This window comes from Caballeronia sp. LZ001, assembly GCF_031450875.1.
Taxonomy (GTDB): domain Bacteria; phylum Pseudomonadota; class Gammaproteobacteria; order Burkholderiales; family Burkholderiaceae; genus Caballeronia.
The window spans coordinates 2,823,080-2,843,718 of the sequence record NZ_JARTVX010000004.1 but is presented as its reverse complement, the minus strand read 5'-3'; the positions used below and the strand labels follow the sequence as shown (position 1 = coordinate 2,843,718).

Here is a 20,639-nt window from a genome sequence, read left to right as displayed (position 1 = left end):
TCGAACATGAACGCACCTCAAGCCTTCGATCCGAACGGCGCCCATGCCGCCTTGCCGCTCGACGTCGAGCCCCGTCTGCGCGAAATTCCCTATAACTACACGTCGTTTTCCGATCGCGAGATCGTCATGCGGCTGCTCGGCGACGAAGCCTGGGCCGCACTCGACGAACTGCGCGGCGAAAGACGCACCGGCCGCTCGGCGCGCATGCTGTACGAAGTGCTCGGCGACATCTGGGTCGTACGCCGCAATCCGTATCTGCAGGACGATTTGCTCGACAACCCGAAGCGTCGAGTCTTGCTCGTCGAAGCGCTGAACCATCGGCTGGCTGAAATCGAAAAGCGCCGTAACGCCGATCTATCGCAACACGGCGACGACGCAGGCCAGGAACGCGCCGCACGCGTGCAACTGCTGGTCGCGGCCGCGCGCCGCGCCGTGGACGACTTCTCCGCCGAATTCGGCCGCATGGCCGAGTTGCGCCGCCGCGCGTCGCGCGTGCTGGGCAAACAGACGCAGAAGGACAACATCAAGTTCGACGGTCTGTCGCGCGTTTCGCACGTCACCGACGCCACCGACTGGCGTGTCGAATATCCGTTCGTCGTGCTCACGCCGGACACCGAGGCGGAGATCGCGGGTCTCATCAAGGCGTGTTTCGAGCTCGGCCTCACCGTGATTCCGCGTGGAGGCGGCACGGGCTATACCGGCGGCGCGATTCCGCTCACGCCGTTTTCCGCGGTCATCAACACGGAAAAGCTCGAACAACTCGGGCCGGTGGAGATGACCGATCTTCCGGGCGTCGATCACAAGGTCGCGACCATTTTCTCCGGCGCGGGCGTGGTCACGCGACGCGTCACGGAAGCGGCGGAGCAGGCGGGCTTCGTGTTCGCCGTCGATCCGACATCGCTCGATGCATCGTGCGTCGGCGGCAATGTCGCGATGAACGCGGGCGGCAAGAAGGCAGTGCTGTGGGGCACGGCGCTCGACAATCTCGCCTGGTGGCGCATGGTGGACCCGGAAGGCAACTGGCTCGAAGTCACGCGCCTCGAACATAACTGCGGCAAGATCCACGACATTCCGGTGGCGCGCTTCCGGCTCGACTGGTTCGACGGCACACGCGCGCCCGGCGAAAAGCTCCTGAAAACCGAGGCGCTCGATATCGCCGGCCGCACGTTCCGCAAGGAAGGGCTCGGCAAGGACGTCACCGACAAGTTCCTCGCGGGCTTGCCGGGCGTGCAGAAGGAAGGTTGCGACGGGCTCATCACGTCGGCGCGCTGGATTCTGCACAAGATGCCCGCGCACACGCGCACCGTCTGTCTCGAATTTTTCGGCCAGGCGCGCGACGCCATTCCGAGCATCGTCGAGATCAAGGATTATCTGTTCGAGACGTCGAAGCAGGGCGGCGCGATTCTCGCGGGACTCGAACATCTGGACGAGCGCTATCTGCGCGCGGTCGGCTATGCGACCAAGAGCAAGCGCAACGCGTTTCCGAAGATGGTGCTGATCGGCGATATCGTCGGCAACGACGCCGATGCCGTCGCGCAAGCCGCCTCCGAAGTCGTCCGGATGGCGAATGGCAAGAGCGGCGAAGGCTTCGTCGCGGTGAACGCCGAGGCGCGCAAGCGCTTCTGGCTCGACCGTTCGCGCACGGCCGCCATCGCGAAGCACACCAACGCGTTCAAGATCAACGAAGACGTGGTGATCCCGCTCAATCGCATGGGCGAGTACACGGACGGCATCGAGCGCATCAATATCGAGCTGTCGATCAAGAACAAGCTGCAACTGGTCGACGCGCTCGAGGCGTTCTTCAAGACCGGCAAGCTGCCGCTCGGAAAGAGCGACGACGCGAACGAGATTCCGTCCGCCGAATTGCTCGAAGATCGCGTGCAACAGGCGCTCGATTTGATGAAGCGCGTGCGTGAGCGCTGGACTTTCGTCGGCGACAAGCTCGACATGTCCTTGCGCGAGGCGCAGCACTATCTCGTGAATCTCGGCTACGAAGGGCTCGCCGAGAAGTTCGCGGATCGCGTCGATACCCAGCCGGATGCGAGCGTGTTCCACGTCGCGCAAGACCGCACCGTGCGCATCTCATGGAAGACGGAGATTCGCGGCGAATTGCGCCAAATCTTCAACGGCGGCGAATTCAAGCCGATCCTCGACGAAGCGCAGGCCATCCACAAGCAAGTGCTGCGCGGCCGCGTGTTCGTCGCGTTGCACATGCACGCGGGCGACGGCAACGTGCACACCAACATTCCGGTCAACTCCGACAACTACGCGATGCTGCAGGACGCGCATCACGCGGTGGCGCGCATCATGAAGCTCGCGCGTTCGCTGGACGGCGTGATCTCGGGCGAGCACGGCATCGGCATCACGAAGCTGGAGTACCTGACCGATGACGAAATCCGCGATTTCCGCGATTACAAGAAGCGCGTCGATCCGCAGGGGCGCTTCAACGCGGGCAAATTGCTCGAAGGCGCGGACTTGCGCAACGCGTACACGCCGAGCTTCGGCCTGATGGGCTATGAGTCGCTCATCATGCAGCAGTCGGATATCGGCGCGATTTCCGAATCGATCAAGGACTGCCTGCGCTGCGGCAAGTGCAAGCCCGTGTGCGCGACGCACGTGCCGCGCGCGAACCTGCTCTACAGCCCGCGCAACAAGATTCTCGCGACTTCGCTGCTCATCGAGGCGTTCCTGTACGAAGAGCAGACGCGCCGCGGCGTGTCGATCAAGCATTGGGACGAATTCAACGATGTCGCCGATCACTGCACGGTCTGCCATAAGTGCGTGACGCCGTGCCCGGTGAAGATCGATTTCGGCGATGTCACCATGAACATGCGCAATCTGCTGCGCAAGATGGGCAAAAAGAAGTTCAACGCGGGCAACGCGGCGGGCATGTTCTTCCTCAACGCGACGAATCCGCAGACGATCAACGTCGCGCGCACCGCGATGATGGGCGTGGGCTACAAGGCGCAGCGTCTGGGCAACGACATCCTCAAGAAGTTCGCGAAGAAGCAGACGGCCAAACCGCCCGCGACGGTCGGCAAGCCGCCGGTGGTCACGCAGGTGATCCACTTCATGAACAAGAAGATGCCGGGCAATCTGCCTAAAAAGACGGCGCGCGCGCTGCTGGATATCGAGGACAACAAGATCGTTCCGATCATCCGCAATCCGCAGAAAACCACGGTGGATTCGGAAGCCGTGTTTTATTTCCCTGGTTGCGGTTCCGAGCGTCTGTTCTCGCAGGTCGGGCTCGCCACGCAAGCCATGTTGTGGGAAGCGGGCGTGCAGACCGTGCTGCCGCCGGGCTATCTGTGCTGCGGCTATCCGCAGCGCGGCGCGGGACAGTTCGACAAGGCCGAGAAGATCGTCACGGACAACCGCGTGTTGTTCCATCGCGTGGCCAATACGCTGAACTATCTGGATATCAAGACCGTGGTCGTGTCGTGCGGCACCTGTTACGACCAGCTCGCGGGCTATGAATTCGAGAAGATCTTCCCGGGATGCAGGATCATCGACATCCACGAGTTCCTGCTCGAAAAGAACATCAAGCTCGATGGCGTGAAGGGCACGCGCTACATGTACCACGACCCGTGTCATTCGCCGATCAAGACGATGGACCCGGTCAAACTCGTCAACGAGCTGATGGGTTCGCAGCAGGACGGCTACAAGATCGAAAAAAATGATCGCTGCTGCGGCGAGTCGGGCACGCTCGCGGTGACGCGGCCGGACATCTCCACGCAAGTGCGCTTTCGCAAGGAAGAGGAAATGCGCAAGGGCGCGGCGAAGTTGCGCGGCATTCCGCTCGTCGCGGAGGCGGGCGCGAACGCCATCAACATGGCGAACGCCTCGGCCGGTGCGGCGGGCGCGCAGCCGGGTTCGGTGCTGAAAGCGGGCGATGGTCCGCAGCCGGACAATGCCGTCACCGACGTCAAGATCCTCACGAGCTGCCCGTCCTGCCTGCAGGGTTTGTCGCGCTACAACGAGGACGCCAACACCGAGGCGGATTACATCGTCGTGGAAATGGCGCGCAAGGTGCTCGGCGAGAACTGGATGGAACAGTATGTCGAGCGCGCTAACAATGGCGGTATCGAGCGCGTACTGGTGTAATAGCGAAATCGGGTTTCGATTCGCTAGAGGTTTGAGATGGACTGTGTGTTTTGCCGTGAAGACGGCGGCGAGGTACTGTGGGCGGACGACGCATTGCGCGTCGTCCTCGCCGATGAGGCCGACTGGCCCGGCTTGTGCCGCGTGATCTGGAGCGCGCATATCGCCGAGATGTCGGATCTGCAAGACGACGACCGCGCGCGCTTGATGACCGCCGTCAACTGCGTCGAGCGCGCCATGCGGCGCATTCTCGTGCCGGAGAAGGTCAATCTGGCGAGTCTCGGCAATCAGGTGCCGCACGTGCATTGGCACGTCATTCCGCGCTTTTCCAACGATTCCCGCTTTCCTCTGCCCATTTGGGCGCCGCGTCAGCGCACCGTTTCCGAAGCGCAGCTTTCGAAGCGCCGCGCGCAGGCCACCTTGCTGCGCGAAGCCGTGCGCCATGAGCTGAATCAGGTCTTCGGCTCTCCATAAGACAACATCATCAAAAGCCAGGGCTCCCCATGAGCGGACTCACTTCCACGACGCCGATTCCCACCGGCGTCGTCGTGCATTCGAAATCCCGCGTGCTCGAACTGCGATATGCGGACGACACGTCGTATCGCGTGCCATTCGAACTGCTGCGCGTTTATTCGCCTTCCGCCGAGGTGCAGGGCCACGGTCCCGGCCAGGAAACGCTACAGACCGGCAAGCGCGATGTCACGCTGATCGGCGTCGATGCGGTCGGTCACTACGCGCTGCAGCTGAACTTTTCGGACGGGCACAATACCGGCATCTATTCCTGGGACATTCTTCACAAGCTGGCAACGCGGCAGGACGATTTGTGGCGCGAGTATCTGGCGAAACTGGAAGCTGCCGGCCTCGACCGCGACGCGCCCATGACGGCGAAGGCGTCCGGCGGGCATTGCCACTAAACTCGAACTCAATCCAAATACGCGGCATAACGCCGCGGACCCGGCGCGATGCTTGCGCGGGTACACGACAAACGACAGGCGAGGAATCAGCGCGATGAGCAAGACCCACTTCGGATACGAAACGGTCGACGAGCAGGACAAGGCGAAGAAAGTGGCGGGCGTGTTCCACTCCGTCGCGGGCAACTACGACTTGATGAACGACCTGATGTCCGGCGGACTGCATCGGATCTGGAAGCATTTCACGATCGGGCAGGCGCGAGTGCGGCCGGGCTACAAGGTGCTGGATCTGGCAGGCGGCACGGGCGATCTGGCGATGGCTTTCGCGAGGCAAGCGGGCGAAAGCGGCGAAGTCTGGCACACAGACATCAATGAATCGATGTTGCGCGTCGGGCGCGACCGCTTGGTCGACAAAGGCGTGATTACGCCCGCGCTCCTGTGCGACGCTGAGAAGATCCCCTTCCCGGACAATTATTTCAATGTGGTTACAGTCGCCTTCGGTCTACGCAACATGACCCACAAAGAGCGCGCGCTTGCAGAAATGCAGCGTGTGCTGAAGCCCGGTGGTCGTTTGCTCGTTCTGGAGTTCTCGAAGGTTTGGGAGCCGCTGAAGAAGCCGTACGATATCTACAGTTTCAAGATTTTGCCGTGGCTTGGCGAGAAAGTCGCGAAGGATGCGGACAGCTATCGCTACCTTGCGGAATCTATCCGCATGCATCCCGACCAGGAAACTTTAAAAACAATGATGGAACAAGCTGGCTTGGATCGAGTCGAATATTACAATTTGTCAGGTGGCGTGGTAGCGTTACACGTCGGGACCAAATTTTAGTGTTCCACTCTTAATAGGATTCGAAATGTCCGATTCGCGCATACCCCAATCCCGGGGTTTCCTGAGCAGCATGTTCAGGAAGGCCGGAATCTTGGCGCTCGCTGGCGTTATCACGGTTGGCGCAATCTACACTGAAGATGCAGATGCCCGTCGCATGGGCGGCGGCCGCAGCATGGGCCGTCAGTCGGCAACTGCCACGCAGCAGCATCAGGCGACGCCGCCGTCACAGTCCATGCAGCAAGGCCAGGCCGCGCAGGCTCAGCGCGCACCGGCCGCGCCCGCCGCGGCGGCGGCCGCGCAACCGGCACGCAACCGCTGGCTCGGACCGCTCGCAGGTTTGGCGGCGGGTCTCGGCATCGCGGCGCTGTTGTCGCACTTCGGCTTGGGCGAAGCCTTCGCCGGCGCCATGGCCAATATGATCATCATCGGCTTGATCGTGCTCGCGGCCGTCATGCTGTTCCGCTTCTTCATGCGCCGCCGTCAAGCGAATCAGGGCAACACGCCCGCATACGCCGGCGCTTCGGGCGCGGCGTCGCCTTACGGCGCAATGGCGCGCACCGACTTGAACCAGGAGCCGCCGCAAACGCCGCGTTCCACGAGCCTCGGCGCGACTTATATCGATTCGCCGAACCAGCCGCCGGTGACAAACCCGAACGTGCCGGCTGGCTTTGACACGGAAGCGTTCGTGCGGAACGCAAAGGTCTACTTCGTGCGCCTGCAGGACGCGTGGGATCGCGGCAATGTCAACGACATCCGCGAGTTCACGACGCCCGAAATGTTCGCCGAAGTGAAACTCGACGTCGATGCGCGCGGCAGCACGCCGAACCGTACAGACGTCGTGCAACTTAATGCCGATCTGCTCGGCGTCGAAGACCGCGCGAACGAGTATCTGGCAAGCGTGCGTTTCCACGGCCTCATTCGCGAGTCCGAGGGTTCAGCGGCCGAACCGTTCGTCGAAGTGTGGAATCTCTCGAAGCAGAAGACGGGCAACGAAGGCTGGCTGTTGGCAGGTATTCAGCAAGTCAGTTGAGTTGTCGATCCAATTGCGCCCGGTCGAAAGACCGGGGGCGCGGCCGGTATCACGCCGGTTGCGAAGGTAGAATAGAAACCCGCGCCGGTCACCGCTGGCGCGGGTTTTTTCATCTCAGAGCCGATGACGAACGCAGACGAATCCGCCCGTTTCGCAGTAAATCCTGCCTTCAAGACCGCATCCGGTGCCTTCTCGGCCGCGGTGAACCATCTGCTCGTGCGCGAGCCGTGGGCGCTCGAACGCGTCAAGCCTTACGCCGGCAAGTGCGTCAAGCTGACTTGCGGACCTGTTCCCATCGCGCTCGTGGTGCAACCGGGCGGTCTCTTTGCCGCGACGAGCGAAGGTGAAGCCGGGCGTTTCGATGTCACCATCGCGGTTCCGCTCGACGCGTTGCCCGCGTTCCTGCAAGGCGGCCAGGCGGCCGTGATGAAGCACGTTCGAATCGAAGGCGATGCCGAATTCGCCACGACGCTCGCCAAACTCGCCGAAAACTTGCGCTGGGACCCGGAAGAGGATCTGGCGCGCGCCATCGGCGACGCGCCCGCGCATCGCGTCGGGCGAATCGCGCGGACGGTTCAGGAGCAGGCGCAACGCACCGGCCGCAATCTGCTGGATACGGTCGCCGAATATCTGCTCGATGAACGTCCGCAACTCGTACGCAAAAGCGCGCTCGACGGTTTCAACGCCGAGGTTTCCGCGACGCGCGACGCCCTGGCGCGCCTCGAAAAGCGCATCGAAAGACTGGAAAGACGACAACCGGAACGCGGCGCCTCAGCGCGGCCCGGTGGCGAGTCCGTGCGCGACTCGCGCGAATAACGAGCTGAAGCGAAACCGAATATGCGTTTTCTGCGTTTCCTCAAAATATTCTTCACGATTGTCCGCTTCGGGCTCGACGAGCTGGTGATGAGCGGCATCAACGATCGTCGCGTGCGCTATCTCATGCGCGTCACGACGTTCGGCCGCAAATTCGAAGTGGCGCGTGGCATCCGGCTGCGCCTCGCACTGGAAAGTCTCGGCCCGATCTTCGTAAAGTTCGGTCAGGTGTTGTCGACGCGGCGCGATCTGCTGCCCGTCGATATCGCGGATGAACTCGCCAAGCTGCAGGATCAGGTTCCGCCCTTCGATTCGGCGGTGGCAATGGAGATCATCGAAAAATCGCTGGGTGCGCCTATCGAAGTGTTGTTCGACGATTTCGAGCGCGTGCCGGTGGCGTCGGCTTCCATCGCGCAAGTGCATTTCGCGAAAATCAAGCACGGCGAGCACGCGGGCAAGTCGGTCGCCGTGAAGGTGTTGCGCCCCGGCATGCTGCCGGTGATCGATTCGGATCTCGGCTTGCTGCGCGATGCCGCGACTTGGGCCGAACGCCTGTGGCCGGACGGACGGCGGCTGAAGCCGCGCGAAGTCGTCGCCGAATTCGACAAGTATCTGCACGACGAACTCGACCTCATGCGCGAAGCCGCCAACGGCAGTCAGTTGCGGCGCAATTTCGCGGGTCTCGATCTGCTGCTCGTGCCGGAAATGTACTGGGATTTGTCCGCGCCCACGGTGCTCGTGATGGAGCGCATGGTCGGCGTGCCGATCAGCCAGGTTGAAACGCTGCGCGCGGCGGGCGTCGATATTCCGAAGCTGGCGCGCGAAGGCGTGGAGATTTTCTTCACGCAAGTGTTCCGCGACGGCTTCTTTCACGCCGACATGCACCCCGGCAATATCCAGGTGAGTCTCGATCCGGCAACCTTCGGGCGCTATATCGCGCTGGACTTCGGCATCGTCGGGGCGCTGTCGGACTTCGACAAGAACTATCTCGCGCAGAACTTTCTGGCGTTCTTCAAGCGCGACTATCATCGCGTCGCCACGCTGCACCTGGAATCCGGCTGGGTGCCACCGAGCACGCGCGTCGAGGAACTGGAAAGCGCGATCCGCGCCGTGTGCGAGCCGTACTTCGATCGCGCGCTCAAGGATATTTCCCTCGGTCAGGTGTTGATGCGGCTTTTCTCGACGTCGCGTCGTTTCAACGTCGAGATTCAGCCGCAACTCGTGCTCTTGCAGAAGACGATGCTGAACGTCGAAGGCCTGGGTCGTTCGCTCGATCCTGAACTCGATCTGTGGAAGACCGCGAAGCCGTATCTCGAACGCTGGATGAACGAACAGATCGGCTGGCGCGGCTGGTACGAACGTCTGCAGTTAGAAGCGCCGCAATGGAGCAAGACCATTCCGCAGTTGCCGCGCCTGATTCATCACCTTCTGGCCGAGCATCACGACGCGCCCAAAGGCAGCAGCGACGAAACCATGCGCCTCTTGCTCGCGGAGCAAAAGCGCACGAACCGCTTGCTGATTACGCTGCTCGCGGTCGGACTCGTTGCCATGGCGGGTGCGGGCGTGGTTATCGCCCAGTTGTGGCTGGGGCACGGCGGATGAGCGATCCCAACGTCCCAACTTTCGATCATCGCGATCCCAATTCGCCTGATTTCTGGGACGAACGCTTCGACCGGCGTTTCATGCCGTGGGATCAGGCGGGCGTTCAGGAGGCGTTCAAGGCGTTTGTGGCGTCGCGCGCTCTGCACAATGTGCTGATTCCCGGTTGCGGCAGCGCGTATGAAGCGCTTTATCTGGCCGAGCGAAGCTGGACGGTGCGCGCGATCGACTTCTCGCCGGTCGCCGTCGCAACGGCACGCGCGCAACTGGGCGCGTATGGGAAAAACGTCGAAGAGGCGGATTTCTTCGCGTATCAGCCGCCGTTTTCGCCCGCGTGGATCTACGAGCGCGCGTTTCTTTGCGCGCTGCCGAAAAACCGCTGGGCCGATTACGCGCAGCGCATGGCCGATTTGCTCGAACCCGGCGCGCTGCTCGCGGGCTTCTATTTCCTCGGCGCGACGCCGAAAGGTCCGCCGTTCGGCATCGAACGCGATGAACTTCACGCGCTTCTTACGCCGCGCTTCGAACTCATCGACGAGCGGGAAGTTCGAGACTCCATTCCCGTATTTGCCGGACGCGAACGCTGGATGACCTGGCGGCGCGCTTGAAATTCGGCATCGACGCCTCCGTTTAGCGGCAGGAAGTCGTAGCCGGAAACCCCCGAAAATCGCGGGTCAAAATCCGTTTGCGGCTATAATTCAAGGCTTTGCAAGCGTCGACAGATCATTGTAGGGATAGCACCATGCCGATTTACGCGTACCGCTGCGCCTCCTGCGGCCACGAAAAAGACGTGCTTCAGAAAATGAGCGACGCACCGCTCACGCAATGTCCCGCTTGCGGACAGGCCACGTTTTCGAAACAGGTCACTGCCGCCGGATTCCAGTTGAAGGGTTCGGGCTGGTATGTCACCGATTTTCGCGGCGGCAATAACGGCGGCAAGGCCAAGGACGCGGCGGCGCCCGCCAAATCGGAGAACGGCTCTTCGGATGCGCCCGCGGCTTCGTCGGAAGCTGGCAGTTCAGGCAATGCAAACGCTTCGAATGACGCCGGCGCGAAGGCGTCGTCCTCAGAAGCGTCGAAGCCCGCAAGCAGTACGCCTTCTTCCGGCACATCCACGTCGGGCGCGGCCTGAGCGGCTGAACGCAAGAGCGCGGCCATTGCGCGATATGCATGCCGTCCGGCATCTCCGGGCGAATATCGCTGTCGCGCTCGTCGATTCGGGCATCCGCCAGCCGTTTCGAACTGAAACGGTGCAACCTTCGGCTAAGACCTTAGCGACTACAACGTGACGACAAAAAAGACTACGCTGAAATCCGTGTTTCTGACTGGCCTGCTCGTGTTGGTGCCTTTGGCCATCACGCTGTGGGTGCTCGGCCTCGTCATCGGAACCATGGATCAGACGCTGCTCCTGTTGCCCGAATCATGGCAGCCCGAGCGCATCTTCGGTTTCCATTTGCCTGGACTGGGCGCGGTACTGACCATCGCGTTCATTTTTATCGTCGGCTTGCTGACGCAGAACTTCATCGGGCAGAAACTCGTATTGTGGTGGGACGCCATCGTGCGCCACATTCCGGTGGTTGGGCCGCTGTACACGAGCGTGAAGCAAGTGTCGGACACGCTGCTTTCGTCGAGCGGCAATGCGTTTCGCAAGGCGTTGCTCATCGAATATCCGCGCAAGGGCTCCTACACCATCGGGTTCCTGACGGGCATTCCGGGTGGCGACGTCCTGAATCATCTGGAGGGCGATCACGTGAGCGTCTATGTGCCGACCACGCCGAATCCGACCTCCGGCTTTTTTCTGATGATGCCGAAAAGCGAAGTCGTCGAACTGGATATGACCGTCGACGCCGCACTGAAGTACATCGTCTCGATGGGCGTGGTAGCCCCGGCGCCGAGCGCACCGATCCCGGTCGCGCCTGCCCGCCGCCCCACCGAGCCGCCGATGTAATGCCGGCACGCGCGCCAAACGTGAGTCAGTCAGTCAATCAAGAACATGACCACAGCGCGCGAGCCGTTGATCAACGAACAACGAAAGACACAAACATCATGTCGATGCGATCTGAATACTGCGGTCTGGTGACCGAGGCCCTGCTGGGCCAAACCGTTTCGCTGTGTGGCTGGGTGCATCGCCGCCGCGATCACGGCGGCGTTATCTTCATCGACTTGCGCGATCGCGAAGGGCTCGTTCAGGTCGTCTGCGACCCGGACCGCGCCGATATGTTCAAGGTGGCCGAAGGCGTGCGCAACGAGTTCTGTGTGCGCGTTCAGGGCGTGGTGCGCAACCGTCCGGAAGGCACGATCAACACCAATCTGACGAGCGGCAAGATCGAAGTGCTGTGCCACGAGCTGACCGTGCTGAACGCATCGGTCACGCCGCCGTTCCAGCTCGACGACGACAACCTCTCCGAAACCACGCGCCTCACGCATCGCGTGCTCGACCTGCGTCGTCCGCAGATGCAGAAGAACCTGCGTTTGCGTTATCGCGTGGCGATCGAAGTGCGCAAGTATCTCGACGCGCAAGGTTTCATCGACATCGAAACGCCGATGTTGACCAAGAGCACGCCCGAAGGCGCGCGCGATTACCTGGTGCCGTCGCGTGTGAACGCGGGCCAGTTCTTCGCGCTGCCGCAATCGCCGCAATTGTTCAAGCAATTGTTGATGGTCGCGAACTTCGACCGTTACTACCAGATCACCAAGTGTTTCCGCGACGAAGACCTGCGCGCCGACCGTCAGCCGGAATTCACGCAGATCGACTGTGAAACCTCGTTCCTGACGGAACAGGAAATTCGCGATCTGTTCGAGAACATGATCCGCCACGTCTTCAAGGAGACGATGGACGTCGCGCTGCCCGAGAAATTCCCGGTCATGCTGTACTCGGAAGCCATGCGTCGTTTCGGCTCCGACAAGCCCGACCTGCGCGTAAAGCTGGAATTCGCGGATCTCACCGACGCGGTGAAGGACGTCGACTTCAAGGTGTTCAGCATGCCCGCCAACTCGAAAGACGGCCGCGTGGCCGCCTTGCGCGTGCCGAAGGGCAGCGAACTTTCGCGTGGCGATATCGACGGCTACACGGAATTCGTGCGTATCTACGGCGCGAAGGGTCTTGCGTGGATCAAGGTCAACGACAAGGCGCGTGGTCGTGACGGCCTGCAGAGCCCGATCGTCAAGAACCTGCATGACGCAGCGCTCGCAGCCATTCTCGAGCGTACCGGCGCGCAAGACGGCGACATCGTTTTCTTCGCGGCGGATCGCGCGAAGGTCGTGAACGACAGCCTCGGCGCGCTGCGCCTGAAGATCGGTCATTCGGAATTCGGCAAGTCCACGGGTCTGCTGGAAACGGGCTGGAAGCCGCTGTGGGTGATCGACTTCCCGATGTTCGAATATGACGAAGGCGAGAACCGTTACGTGGCCGCGCATCATCCGTTCACGAGCCCGAAGGACGAGCATCTCGAATATCTCGAAACCGATCCGGGCCGCTGTCTCGCGAAGGCGTACGACATGGTTCTAAACGGCTGGGAAATCGGCGGCGGCTCGGTGCGGATCTTCCAGGAAGACGTGCAGAGCAAGGTGTTCCGCGCGCTTAAGATCGGCGCTGAAGAAGCACGCCTGAAGTTCGGCTTCCTGCTCGACGCGTTGCAGTACGGCGCGCCGCCGCATGGTGGCATTGCGTTCGGTCTGGATCGTATCGTCACGCTGATGTCCGGCGCCGATTCCATCCGCGACGTGATTGCGTTCCCGAAGACGCAGCGCGCGCAGGACTTGCTCACGCAAGCGCCGAGCGAAGTGGACGAGCGCCAGTTGCGCGAGTTGCATATTCGCTTGCGTCAGCCGGAGCAGAAGGCGCAGTAACCCGCGTTCGCTACAGCACGATGAAGAAGGCGCCAAGTGCGCCTTTTTCCGTTTTTGCGTTACAGTCATTCGCCATAGAGGCACACAATGAAACGCGCGCATAAACCGTCATGCTCAAGCCGCCGAAAATCCCTGAATCCGTACTCGTCGTCATTCACACGCCAATGCTCGACGTGCTCATCATCGAACGCGCGGATCACGAGGGCTTCTGGCAGTCCGTGACGGGTTCGAAGGACCGTATCGACGAGCCGCTTGCCGAGACCGCCGCGCGCGAAGTGCAAGAGGAAACGGGGATCGTGATCGGCAGTCCGCTCGTGCCGGAGAACGCGTTGCTCGACTGGAATCACAGCATTCAGTACGAGATCTATCCGCGGTGGCGGCATCGCTATGCCGAAGGCGTCACGCACAATACCGAACACCAGTTCAGCCTGCTCGTGCCGCACTGTCTCGAAGTGACACTCGCGCCGCGCGAACACACTTCACACTTGTGGCTGCCTCTGCGCGAAGCCGCGGATCGCTGCTTCTCGTGGTCGAACCGCGAAGCCATTCTGCAATTGCCCGAGCGCCTCGCGGCGCATAGCCGGTGATGGACATTCGCCCGCGACGCAAATTCAAGCGGCTGCGCGAGGCGCTCTTCTCGGGCCGTCGGCCGTCGCGCCTGTGCTTCACGTCGGGCAATCACGTTCGTATCTTCAAGTGCGGCGTGCAGTTCTTCCCGGCGTTGATAGAGCGCATCGACAATGCGCGCACGTCGGTGTCGCTGGAAACGTATATCTTCGCCAACGACGACATCGGCCGCGCCGTCTCCGATGCGCTCGTGCGCGCGGCCCAACGCGGCGTGACGGTGCGCGTGATCACCGATGGCATAGGCACCGACAGCAAACTGCCGATGTTCACGCTCTGGAAGGAAAGCGGCGTCGAGCATCGCATTTACAATCCGCATCTTTTGTTCGGGCCGCAAGGATGGTCGCGCACGCATCGCAAGCTCGCGATCGTCGACGAGACTTACGCGTTTTGCGGCGGCATCAATATCGTCGACGATTACGATCAGAACGGCACGCGCCTCGAACAACCACGCTGGGACTTCGCGATGGAAGCGCAAGGTCCGGTAGTGAAGGACGTAGGCGAAGCGATCGATTTGCAATGGCAACGTATTCGTCTTGGCGTGAAACCGCGTCAGCCGCGCCAGCCGGGATGCGAGCCCGAGCCGCAGCAAAGCCGCTGGAGCGCGCGCCGTTCGATGCGCGCGCGCAAACGCGCCCAGCTCGGCGAAATCCACGCGGTCGATCAGCCGTGCGTCGCTTTCGTCGCGCGCGATAATCTGTTGAACCGGCGAGCCATCGAGAAGGCGTATCTGCGTGCCATTTCGCATGCGGAAAGCGAAGTGCTGCTCGCGAATCCTTACTTCATGCCTGGACGCAAACTGCGGCGTGCGCTCGTGTATGCGGCACGGCGCGGCGTGCGCGTTTCACTGCTGATTGGCCGCAAGGAATTCGTGGCGCTCGACTACGCCACGCCGTTTCTCTATGGCAACCTGCTCAAGCACGGCGTGCGTATCGCCGAATATGAGAAAACCATGCTTCACGGCAAGGTCGCCGTCGTGGATTCCGACTGGGCAACCATCGGCTCCTCCAATTTAGACGCGCTCAGTCTCGTCTTGAACAACGAGGCCAACATGGTGCTCGTGAATCACCCGGAAATCGCCGGTTTGCACGACGCCATCCTCAACGCCTTCGACGAAGGCCGTCCTATCGACCAGAAGCATTACGCCGCGCGCCCCGTCACCGAGCGCATCCTGAGCTGGTTTGCCTACAACACGTATCGTCTGATGATGAAAGTCATCACGATCGGTCAATACGACTGATCACTACGATTTCGGCTCCCGATTCGTGTAGATTGCTGCTGACCAGCAGCAAATTGTTCCTTCATGCACCGCAACATGACCGGTTCAGAAAATGGGAACTCGGGCAGTCACTAGCATGCAGTTATCAATTAAAAAGGGACAATCGAGCGGCTAATGTTGAGACTTATCCTATTGACGTTGGCGGCGGGTTAGAAACGGTTTTCTAATAATTTTCTTGTTTCATTGGCGACTGGCCATAATAATAGAACGGCCGTTCGTTTTAAATCGGGTCACGAGAGGACGGTAGAGACATCATGCGAAAAGGCGAACAGACGCGGGCCGCGATTCTCGACGCAGCGCTTGAATTGGCGAGCCGGGACGGGCTGGAAGGGCTAACCATCGGGTTGCTGGCCGAGCGGATGCAAATGAGCAAGAGCGGAGTGTTTGCGCATTTCGGATCGCGCGAAGATTTGCAGGTGGAAGTGGTACGCGAGTATCACCGCCGCTTCGAGGACGAAGTGTTCTTCCCGAGCCTGCGAGAGCCGCGCGGATTGCCGAGGCTGCGCGCCATGATGGATCGCTGGATGGAAAAGCGTATCCAGGAGGTGACCACGGGCTGCATCTATATCAGCGGCGCGGTGGAGTACGACGACCGCGCGGCGAGCGCCGTGCGAGAGCAACTGGTAAGCAGCGTGACGACCTGGCGAGAGGCGCTCTTGCGCGCAATTCGCCAGTCGAAGGACGAGGGGCATTTGAAGCCGGATACCGATCCGCAACTGATGCTCTTCGAGTTGTACAGTTTCACGCTCGGCCTGCATCACGACGCGCGCTTCCTTCACTTGCCGGAAGCCGTGCAACTGACGCGGGATGCGCTGGAAAAAACGATCGATTCGTATCAGTCGCCGGAATCGACCGCGCGCGTGCACAGCAGTATCGCGGCAAGCGTGGGCGCCACGGCGACTTTAGCTTCACCACAACCCGATAGCCGTTAGCGGCGCCGCACGAATCGCACAACGATTTGGCGGCGCCTGACGAGAAGCCCGAAGAAACTGGAGAGACTCATGGGACAGTACGCCGCCCCGTTGCGCGACATGCAGTTCGTGTTGCACGAATTGCTCGATGTCGAAGCAGAACTGAAGAACATGCCGAAGCACGCCGATCTCGACGCGGACACCATCAATCAGGTGCTCGAAGAAGCCGGCAAGTTCTGCGCCGAAGTCGTCTTTCCGCTCAACCAGAGTGGCGACCGCGAGGGCTGCACGTATGAAGGCGATGGCGTCGTGCGCACGCCCGCCGGTTTCAAGGAGGCGTATCGCCAGTATGTCGAGGCGGGCTGGCCCGCGCTCGGCTGCGATCCCGAGTTTGGCGGACAGGGCTTGCCCGCGTTCGTAAACAACGCGCTCTACGAAATGCTCAACTCCGCGAATCAGGCCTGGACGATGTACCCCGGCCTCTCGCATGGCGCGTATGAATGTCTGCACGCGCATGGCACGCCGGAGCAAAAGAGCACGTATCTGTCGAAGCTCGTTTCGGGCGAATGGACCGGAACGATGTGTCTGACCGAGCCGCATTGCGGCACCGACCTCGGCATTCTGCGCACGAAGGCCGAGCCGAACGGCGACGGTTCCTTTGCGCTCACCGGCACGAAGATCTTCATTTCGAGCGGCGAGCACGACATGGCGGAGAACATCGTCCATCTCGTGTTGGCGCGTCTGCCGGGCGCACCTGCCGGCACCAAGGGCATTTCGCTTTTCATCGTGCCGAAGTTCGTGCCGGACGCGAACGGCGCACTGGGCGAACGCAATGGCGTCAAGTGTGGATCGATCGAACACAAGATGGGCATCCACGGCAACGCCACCTGCGTGATCAATCTCGATGGCGCGAAGGGCTGGCTCGTCGGCGAAGAGAGCAAGGGCTTGAACGCCATGTTCGTGATGATGAACGCGGCACGCCTGGGTGTCGGCATGCAGGGTCTTGGTCTCACCGAAGTCGCGTATCAGAACTCGCTCGTCTATGCAAAAGAGCGCTTGCAGATGCGCTCGCTCACCGGTCCGAAGGCGCCGGAGAAGCCGGCCGATCCGATCATCGTGCATCCGGACGTGCGGCGCATGCTGCTCACGCAAAAAGCCTATGCCGAAGCGGGGCGCGCGTTTGCTTATTGGGCGGCGCTCAATATCGACAAGGAACTTTCGCATGCGGATGAAGCGGCGCGTCGCGAGGCGGCGGATTTCGTCGCGTTGCTCACGCCCGTCATCAAGGCGTTTCTCACCGATAACGCGTTCGAAGGCACGAACATGGCCATGCAGATTTACGGCGGTCATGGCTTCATCTCCGAATGGGGCATGGAGCAGTACGTGCGCGATGCGCGCATCAACATGATCTACGAAGGCACGAATTCCATTCAGGCGCTCGATCTGCTCGGCCGCAAGATTCTCGGCGACATGGGCGCGAAGTTGAAGCGCTTCGGCAAGCTGGTCGCGGATTTCGTCGAGGAAGAGGGCGTTAAGCCGGAGATGCAGGAGTTCATCAATCCGCTCGCGGATATCGGCGACAAGGTGCAGAAGCTCACCATGGAGATCGGCATGAAAGCCATGCAGAATCCCGATGAAGTGGGCGCGGCTGCGGTGCCATATCTGCGTACGGTCGGGCATTTGGTGTTTTCTTATTTTTGGGCGCGGATGGCTCGAGTCGCGCTCGATAACGCTTCTTCTGACGATGCTTTTTATAAAGCCAAGCTCGCTACCGCACGGTTTTACTTCGCCAAGCTGCTGCCCGAGACAGCCTCTACTATTCGTGCTGCTCGCGCGGGGGCCAAGCCTATGATGGATTACGACGAGGCTTTGTTTTGATTTTTTTTAGGGGAGCCTGTGCTGCTTTCGTGCGGTTACATGCAGTAGCCGCCTCCCCGGCGGAGGGGTAACTTTCTTTGCTGCTGCAAAGAAAGTCACCAAAGAAAGCAGCTTCTGAACCCGCTTCTGAAGCACAACTGGTTCCCCGCTATTCACCACAAACCCTTTGAGCGCTCCCAATGTCCAACGCCTCAGGTTCATCTCAGGGCGAGCCCGCCTTCTGAAGAACAACCGGTTTCCCGCTATTTATCACAGGCCCATTGAGCACTTCCAATGACTAACGTGTTTTGTTCATTAGTTTTGGCGCTCATTGGGTAGCGCGCAGCCATTCGATACAAGTCGCGCACAACCCCTTTTTTTGGAGGCTTATTCGTGGGCACTCTCAACATTCGCAAAGTCGCCGTGCTCGGCGCCGGCGTAATGGGCGCGCAAATCGCCGCGCATCTGATCAACGCTCGCGTACCCGTGCTGCTATTCGATCTGCCAGCCAAGGAAGGTCCCAAGAACGGCATCGCGCTCAAAGCCATCGACAATCTCAAGAAGCTCTCGCCCGCGCCGCTCGGTATCAAGGACGACGCGAACTTCATCGAGCCGGCTAACTACGAAGACGATATCGCCAAACTCGCCGAGTGCGATCTCGTCATCGAAGCCATCGCCGAACGCATGGACTGGAAGCACGATCTCTACAAGAAGGTCTCGCCGCACATCGCGCCGCACGCCATCTTCGCAAGCAATACGTCCGGCCTCTCGATCACGGAACTGTCGAACGGCTTTTCGGATGAACTCAAGGCGCGCTTCTGCGGCGTGCATTTCTTCAATCCGCCGCGCTACATGCATCTGGTCGAACTCATTCCGACCGCAACCACGCAACCGCATATCCTCGATCAACTCGAAACGTTCCTGACGAGCGTGGTCGGCAAGGGCGTGGTGCGCGCGAAAGACACGCCGAACTTCATCGCGAATCGTGTCGGCGTGTTCTCGATTCTCGCCGTGATCGCCGAAGCGGAAAAGTTCGGTCTGCGCTTCGATCAGGTCGATGACCTCACGGGTTCGCGTCTCGGTCGCGCCAAGTCCGCCACCTTCCGCACCGCGGATGTCGTCGGTCTCGACACGATGGCGCATGTCATCAAGACGATGCAGGACAACCTGCCGGACGATCCCTTCCTGCCCATCTACGCCACGCCGCCCGTGCTCGCGAAACTGGTGGAAAACGGCGCACTCGGCCAGAAGACGGGCGCCGGTTTCTATCGCAAGGAAGGGCGCGCGATCAAGGTGCTCGATCCGAAGACCGCGCAATACGTCGATGGCGGCGCGAAGGCCGATGAACTCGTCGGCCGCATTCTGAAGCGTCCGCCCGCCGAGCGCTTCAAGCTGCTGCGCGAGACGGACAATCCGCAGGCACAGTTCCTCTGGGCGATTTTCCGTGACGTGTTCCACTACATCGCGGTGCATCTCGAATCGATCGCGGATAACGCGCGCGACGTCGATCTCGCCATTCGCTGGGGCTTCGGCTGGAATCAAGGGCCGTTCGAAAGCTGGCAAGCCGCGGGCTGGCAGCAGATCGCGAAGTGGGTGCAGGAAGATATCGATGCAGGCAAGGCGCTCTCGAAAGCGCCGCTGCCCGCGTGGGTGCTCGACGGTCCCGTCGCGGAAAAAGGCGGCGTGCATACGAGCGAGGGTTCGTGGTCGCCGCGGGAACGCCGCTTCGTGCCGCGCTCGAGCTTGTCCGTGTACGAGAAGCAAGTATTTCGCGCGCCGCTCGTCGGCGAGACCGGCGCCGATCCCAAGACCTTCGGCAAGACGCTCTTCGAAACCGAAAGCGTGCGCGCCTGGCTCGATGACGAGCAAAGCGATGTCGTCATCGTGTCGTTCAAGACGAAGCTGAACACCATTGGCCCGGGCGTGATCGACGGTCTCACGCAAGCCATCGAACTCGCCGAGAAAGCGTATCGCGGCGTGGTGATCTGGCAGCCGACTTCGCTTGCGCTCGGCGCGCCGGGCGGTCCGTTCTCGGCGGGGGCGAATCTCGAGGAAGCCATGCCCGCGTTCATGATGGGCGGCGCGAAGGGCATCGACCCGTTCGTGAAGAAGTTCCAGCAAGGCATGTTGCGCGTGAAGTACGCGAATGTGCCGGTCATCGCTGCCGTGTCGGGCATCGCGCTTGGCGGCGGTTGCGAGTTGCTGCTGCATTCGGCCAAGCGCGTGGCGCACGTCGAAAGCTATATCGGTCTCGTCGAAGTAGGCGTGGGTCTCGTGCCTGCGGGCGGTGGCCTGAAGGAAGCCGCGTTGCGCGCCGCCGATGCCGCGAACGCCGTCAACGCAACGACCGATCTGCTCAAGTTCCTGCAGAAGTCGTTCGAGAACGCCGCGATGGCGAAGGTTTCCACCTCCGCTTTCGATGCCCGCGCGATGGGTTATCTCAAGCCCACGGACACCATCGTCTTCAACGTGCACGAGTTGCTCGACATCGCGAAGAAGGAAGCGCGCGCGCTCGCCGATACCGGCTACCGCCCGCCCTTGCGCGTGAGACAGGTGCCGGTGGCGGGCCGCTCGGCGATTTCGACCATCAAGGCGTCGCTCGTCAACATGCGCGATGGCCGCTTCATCAGCGAGCACGACTATCTGATCGCGAGCCGCATAGCGGAAGCCATGTGCGGCGGCGACGTCGAAGCCGGCAGTCTCGTCGATGAAGAATGGCTGCTTGCGCTCGAACGCCGCGCGTTCGTCGAGTTGCTCGGCACGCAGAAAACGCAGGAACGGATCATGGGCATGCTGCAGACCGGCAAGCCGGTTCGTAACTGAACACGCGACCTAT

At 61.2% G+C, this 20,639-nt stretch carries 16 protein-coding genes; all 16 read left to right on the top strand.

Annotated elements, in window-relative coordinates; genetic code table 11:
- Nucleotides 1-6 precede the first annotated feature (6 nt).
- The 16 genes from P9292_RS24160 (at nucleotide 7) to P9292_RS24085 (ending at nucleotide 20,626) form a co-directional block, all read left to right on the top strand.
- Nucleotides 7-4,104: an FAD/FMN-binding oxidoreductase gene (locus P9292_RS24160; RefSeq protein ID WP_309961592.1), complete on the top strand. Its 4,098-nt coding sequence runs from the start codon at nucleotides 7-9 to the stop codon at nucleotides 4,102-4,104.
- 36 nt (nucleotides 4,105-4,140) lie between these two features.
- Nucleotides 4,141-4,575: an HIT family protein gene (locus P9292_RS24155; RefSeq protein WP_309961590.1), complete on the top strand. Its 435-nt coding sequence runs from the start codon at nucleotides 4,141-4,143 to the stop codon at nucleotides 4,573-4,575.
- A 29-nt stretch (nucleotides 4,576-4,604) separates the two neighbouring features.
- On the top strand, nucleotides 4,605-5,015 hold the full coding sequence (locus P9292_RS24150; protein WP_250525367.1) for a gamma-butyrobetaine hydroxylase-like domain-containing protein: 411 nt from the start codon (nucleotides 4,605-4,607) through the stop codon (nucleotides 5,013-5,015).
- 94 nt (nucleotides 5,016-5,109) lie between these two features.
- Nucleotides 5,110-5,841 carry a bifunctional demethylmenaquinone methyltransferase/2-methoxy-6-polyprenyl-1,4-benzoquinol methylase UbiE gene (gene ubiE / locus P9292_RS24145; protein ID WP_244826958.1) on the top strand — a complete coding sequence of 244 codons (732 nt, stop codon included), beginning with the start codon at nucleotides 5,110-5,112 and terminating at the stop codon, nucleotides 5,839-5,841.
- A gap of 25 nt (nucleotides 5,842-5,866) precedes the next feature.
- Nucleotides 5,867-6,871 (top strand): Tim44 domain-containing protein, encoded by a 1,005-nt coding sequence (locus P9292_RS24140; protein WP_244826959.1) that lies wholly within the window; start codon nucleotides 5,867-5,869, stop codon nucleotides 6,869-6,871.
- Nucleotides 6,872-6,994: 123 nt separating this feature from the next.
- Nucleotides 6,995-7,687, top strand: coding sequence for an SCP2 sterol-binding domain-containing protein (locus P9292_RS24135; RefSeq protein WP_309961587.1), 693 nt, complete (start codon nucleotides 6,995-6,997; stop codon nucleotides 7,685-7,687).
- A 21-nt stretch (nucleotides 7,688-7,708) separates the two neighbouring features.
- Nucleotides 7,709-9,286: a ubiquinone biosynthesis regulatory protein kinase UbiB gene (gene ubiB, locus P9292_RS24130; protein ID WP_309961586.1), complete on the top strand. Its 1,578-nt coding sequence runs from the start codon at nucleotides 7,709-7,711 to the stop codon at nucleotides 9,284-9,286.
- Nucleotides 9,283-9,891: a methyltransferase domain-containing protein gene (locus tag P9292_RS24125; protein WP_309961585.1), complete on the top strand. Its 609-nt coding sequence runs from the start codon at nucleotides 9,283-9,285 to the stop codon at nucleotides 9,889-9,891. Before ubiB ends, P9292_RS24125 begins: the two co-directional genes overlap by 4 nt.
- Nucleotides 9,892-10,025: 134 nt before the next feature.
- Entirely contained in the window at nucleotides 10,026-10,415 is a 390-nt protein-coding gene (locus P9292_RS24120) for an FmdB family zinc ribbon protein (RefSeq protein ID WP_250491764.1), read from the top strand.
- 153 nt (nucleotides 10,416-10,568) lie between these two features.
- Entirely contained in the window at nucleotides 10,569-11,231 is a 663-nt protein-coding gene (locus P9292_RS24115) for a DUF502 domain-containing protein (RefSeq protein ID WP_244826964.1), read from the top strand.
- Nucleotides 11,232-11,329: 98 nt separating this feature from the next.
- Nucleotides 11,330-13,132 (top strand): aspartate--tRNA ligase, encoded by a 1,803-nt coding sequence (aspS, locus tag P9292_RS24110; protein WP_250491765.1) that lies wholly within the window; start codon nucleotides 11,330-11,332, stop codon nucleotides 13,130-13,132.
- 110 nt (nucleotides 13,133-13,242) lie between these two features.
- Nucleotides 13,243-13,719, top strand: a complete 477-nt coding sequence (gene nudB / locus P9292_RS24105; RefSeq protein WP_244826966.1) for a dihydroneopterin triphosphate diphosphatase — start codon at nucleotides 13,243-13,245, stop codon at nucleotides 13,717-13,719.
- On the top strand, nucleotides 13,719-14,996 hold the full coding sequence (locus P9292_RS24100) for a phospholipase D-like domain-containing protein (protein WP_309961583.1): 1,278 nt from the start codon (nucleotides 13,719-13,721) through the stop codon (nucleotides 14,994-14,996). The genes nudB and P9292_RS24100 overlap by 1 nt, the downstream gene beginning before the upstream one ends.
- Nucleotides 14,997-15,289: 293 nt before the next feature.
- A complete protein-coding gene (locus P9292_RS24095) occupies nucleotides 15,290-15,967 on the top strand; it encodes a TetR/AcrR family transcriptional regulator (protein ID WP_244826967.1) in 678 nt (225 codons plus the stop codon).
- A gap of 69 nt (nucleotides 15,968-16,036) precedes the next feature.
- Complete coding sequence (locus P9292_RS24090; protein ID WP_309961582.1) at nucleotides 16,037-17,824, top strand: acyl-CoA dehydrogenase C-terminal domain-containing protein; 1,788 nt, start codon at nucleotides 16,037-16,039, stop codon at nucleotides 17,822-17,824.
- Nucleotides 17,825-18,196: 372 nt separating this feature from the next.
- Entirely contained in the window at nucleotides 18,197-20,626 is a 2,430-nt protein-coding gene (locus P9292_RS24085; protein WP_250462968.1) for a 3-hydroxyacyl-CoA dehydrogenase/enoyl-CoA hydratase family protein, read from the top strand.
- The last annotated feature ends 13 nt before the right edge of the window (nucleotides 20,627-20,639 follow it).

Bases quoted from the DNA above. Each gene is read 5' to 3' on its own strand.
- P9292_RS24150 (WP_250525367.1), top strand. From the start codon at position 4,605: ATGAGCGGACTCACTTCCACGACGCCGATTCCCACCGGCGTCGTCGTG.
- P9292_RS24100 (WP_309961583.1), top strand. From the start codon at position 13,719: ATGGACATTCGCCCGCGACGCAAATTCAAGCGGCTGCGCGAGGCGCTC.
- P9292_RS24125 (WP_309961585.1), top strand. From the start codon at position 9,283: ATGAGCGATCCCAACGTCCCAACTTTCGATCATCGCGATCCCAATTCG.
- aspS (WP_250491765.1), top strand. From the start codon at position 11,330: ATGTCGATGCGATCTGAATACTGCGGTCTGGTGACCGAGGCCCTGCTG.
- ubiB (WP_309961586.1), top strand. From the start codon at position 7,709: ATGCGTTTTCTGCGTTTCCTCAAAATATTCTTCACGATTGTCCGCTTC.
- P9292_RS24155 (WP_309961590.1), top strand. From the start codon at position 4,141: ATGGACTGTGTGTTTTGCCGTGAAGACGGCGGCGAGGTACTGTGGGCG.
- P9292_RS24160 (WP_309961592.1), top strand. From the start codon at position 7: ATGAACGCACCTCAAGCCTTCGATCCGAACGGCGCCCATGCCGCCTTG.
- P9292_RS24135 (WP_309961587.1), top strand. From the start codon at position 6,995: ATGACGAACGCAGACGAATCCGCCCGTTTCGCAGTAAATCCTGCCTTC.
- ubiE (WP_244826958.1), top strand. From the start codon at position 5,110: ATGAGCAAGACCCACTTCGGATACGAAACGGTCGACGAGCAGGACAAG.
- P9292_RS24120 (WP_250491764.1), top strand. From the start codon at position 10,026: ATGCCGATTTACGCGTACCGCTGCGCCTCCTGCGGCCACGAAAAAGAC.
- P9292_RS24090 (WP_309961582.1), top strand. From the start codon at position 16,037: ATGGGACAGTACGCCGCCCCGTTGCGCGACATGCAGTTCGTGTTGCAC.
- P9292_RS24140 (WP_244826959.1), top strand. From the start codon at position 5,867: ATGTCCGATTCGCGCATACCCCAATCCCGGGGTTTCCTGAGCAGCATG.
- nudB (WP_244826966.1), top strand. From the start codon at position 13,243: ATGCTCAAGCCGCCGAAAATCCCTGAATCCGTACTCGTCGTCATTCAC.
- P9292_RS24095 (WP_244826967.1), top strand. From the start codon at position 15,290: ATGCGAAAAGGCGAACAGACGCGGGCCGCGATTCTCGACGCAGCGCTT.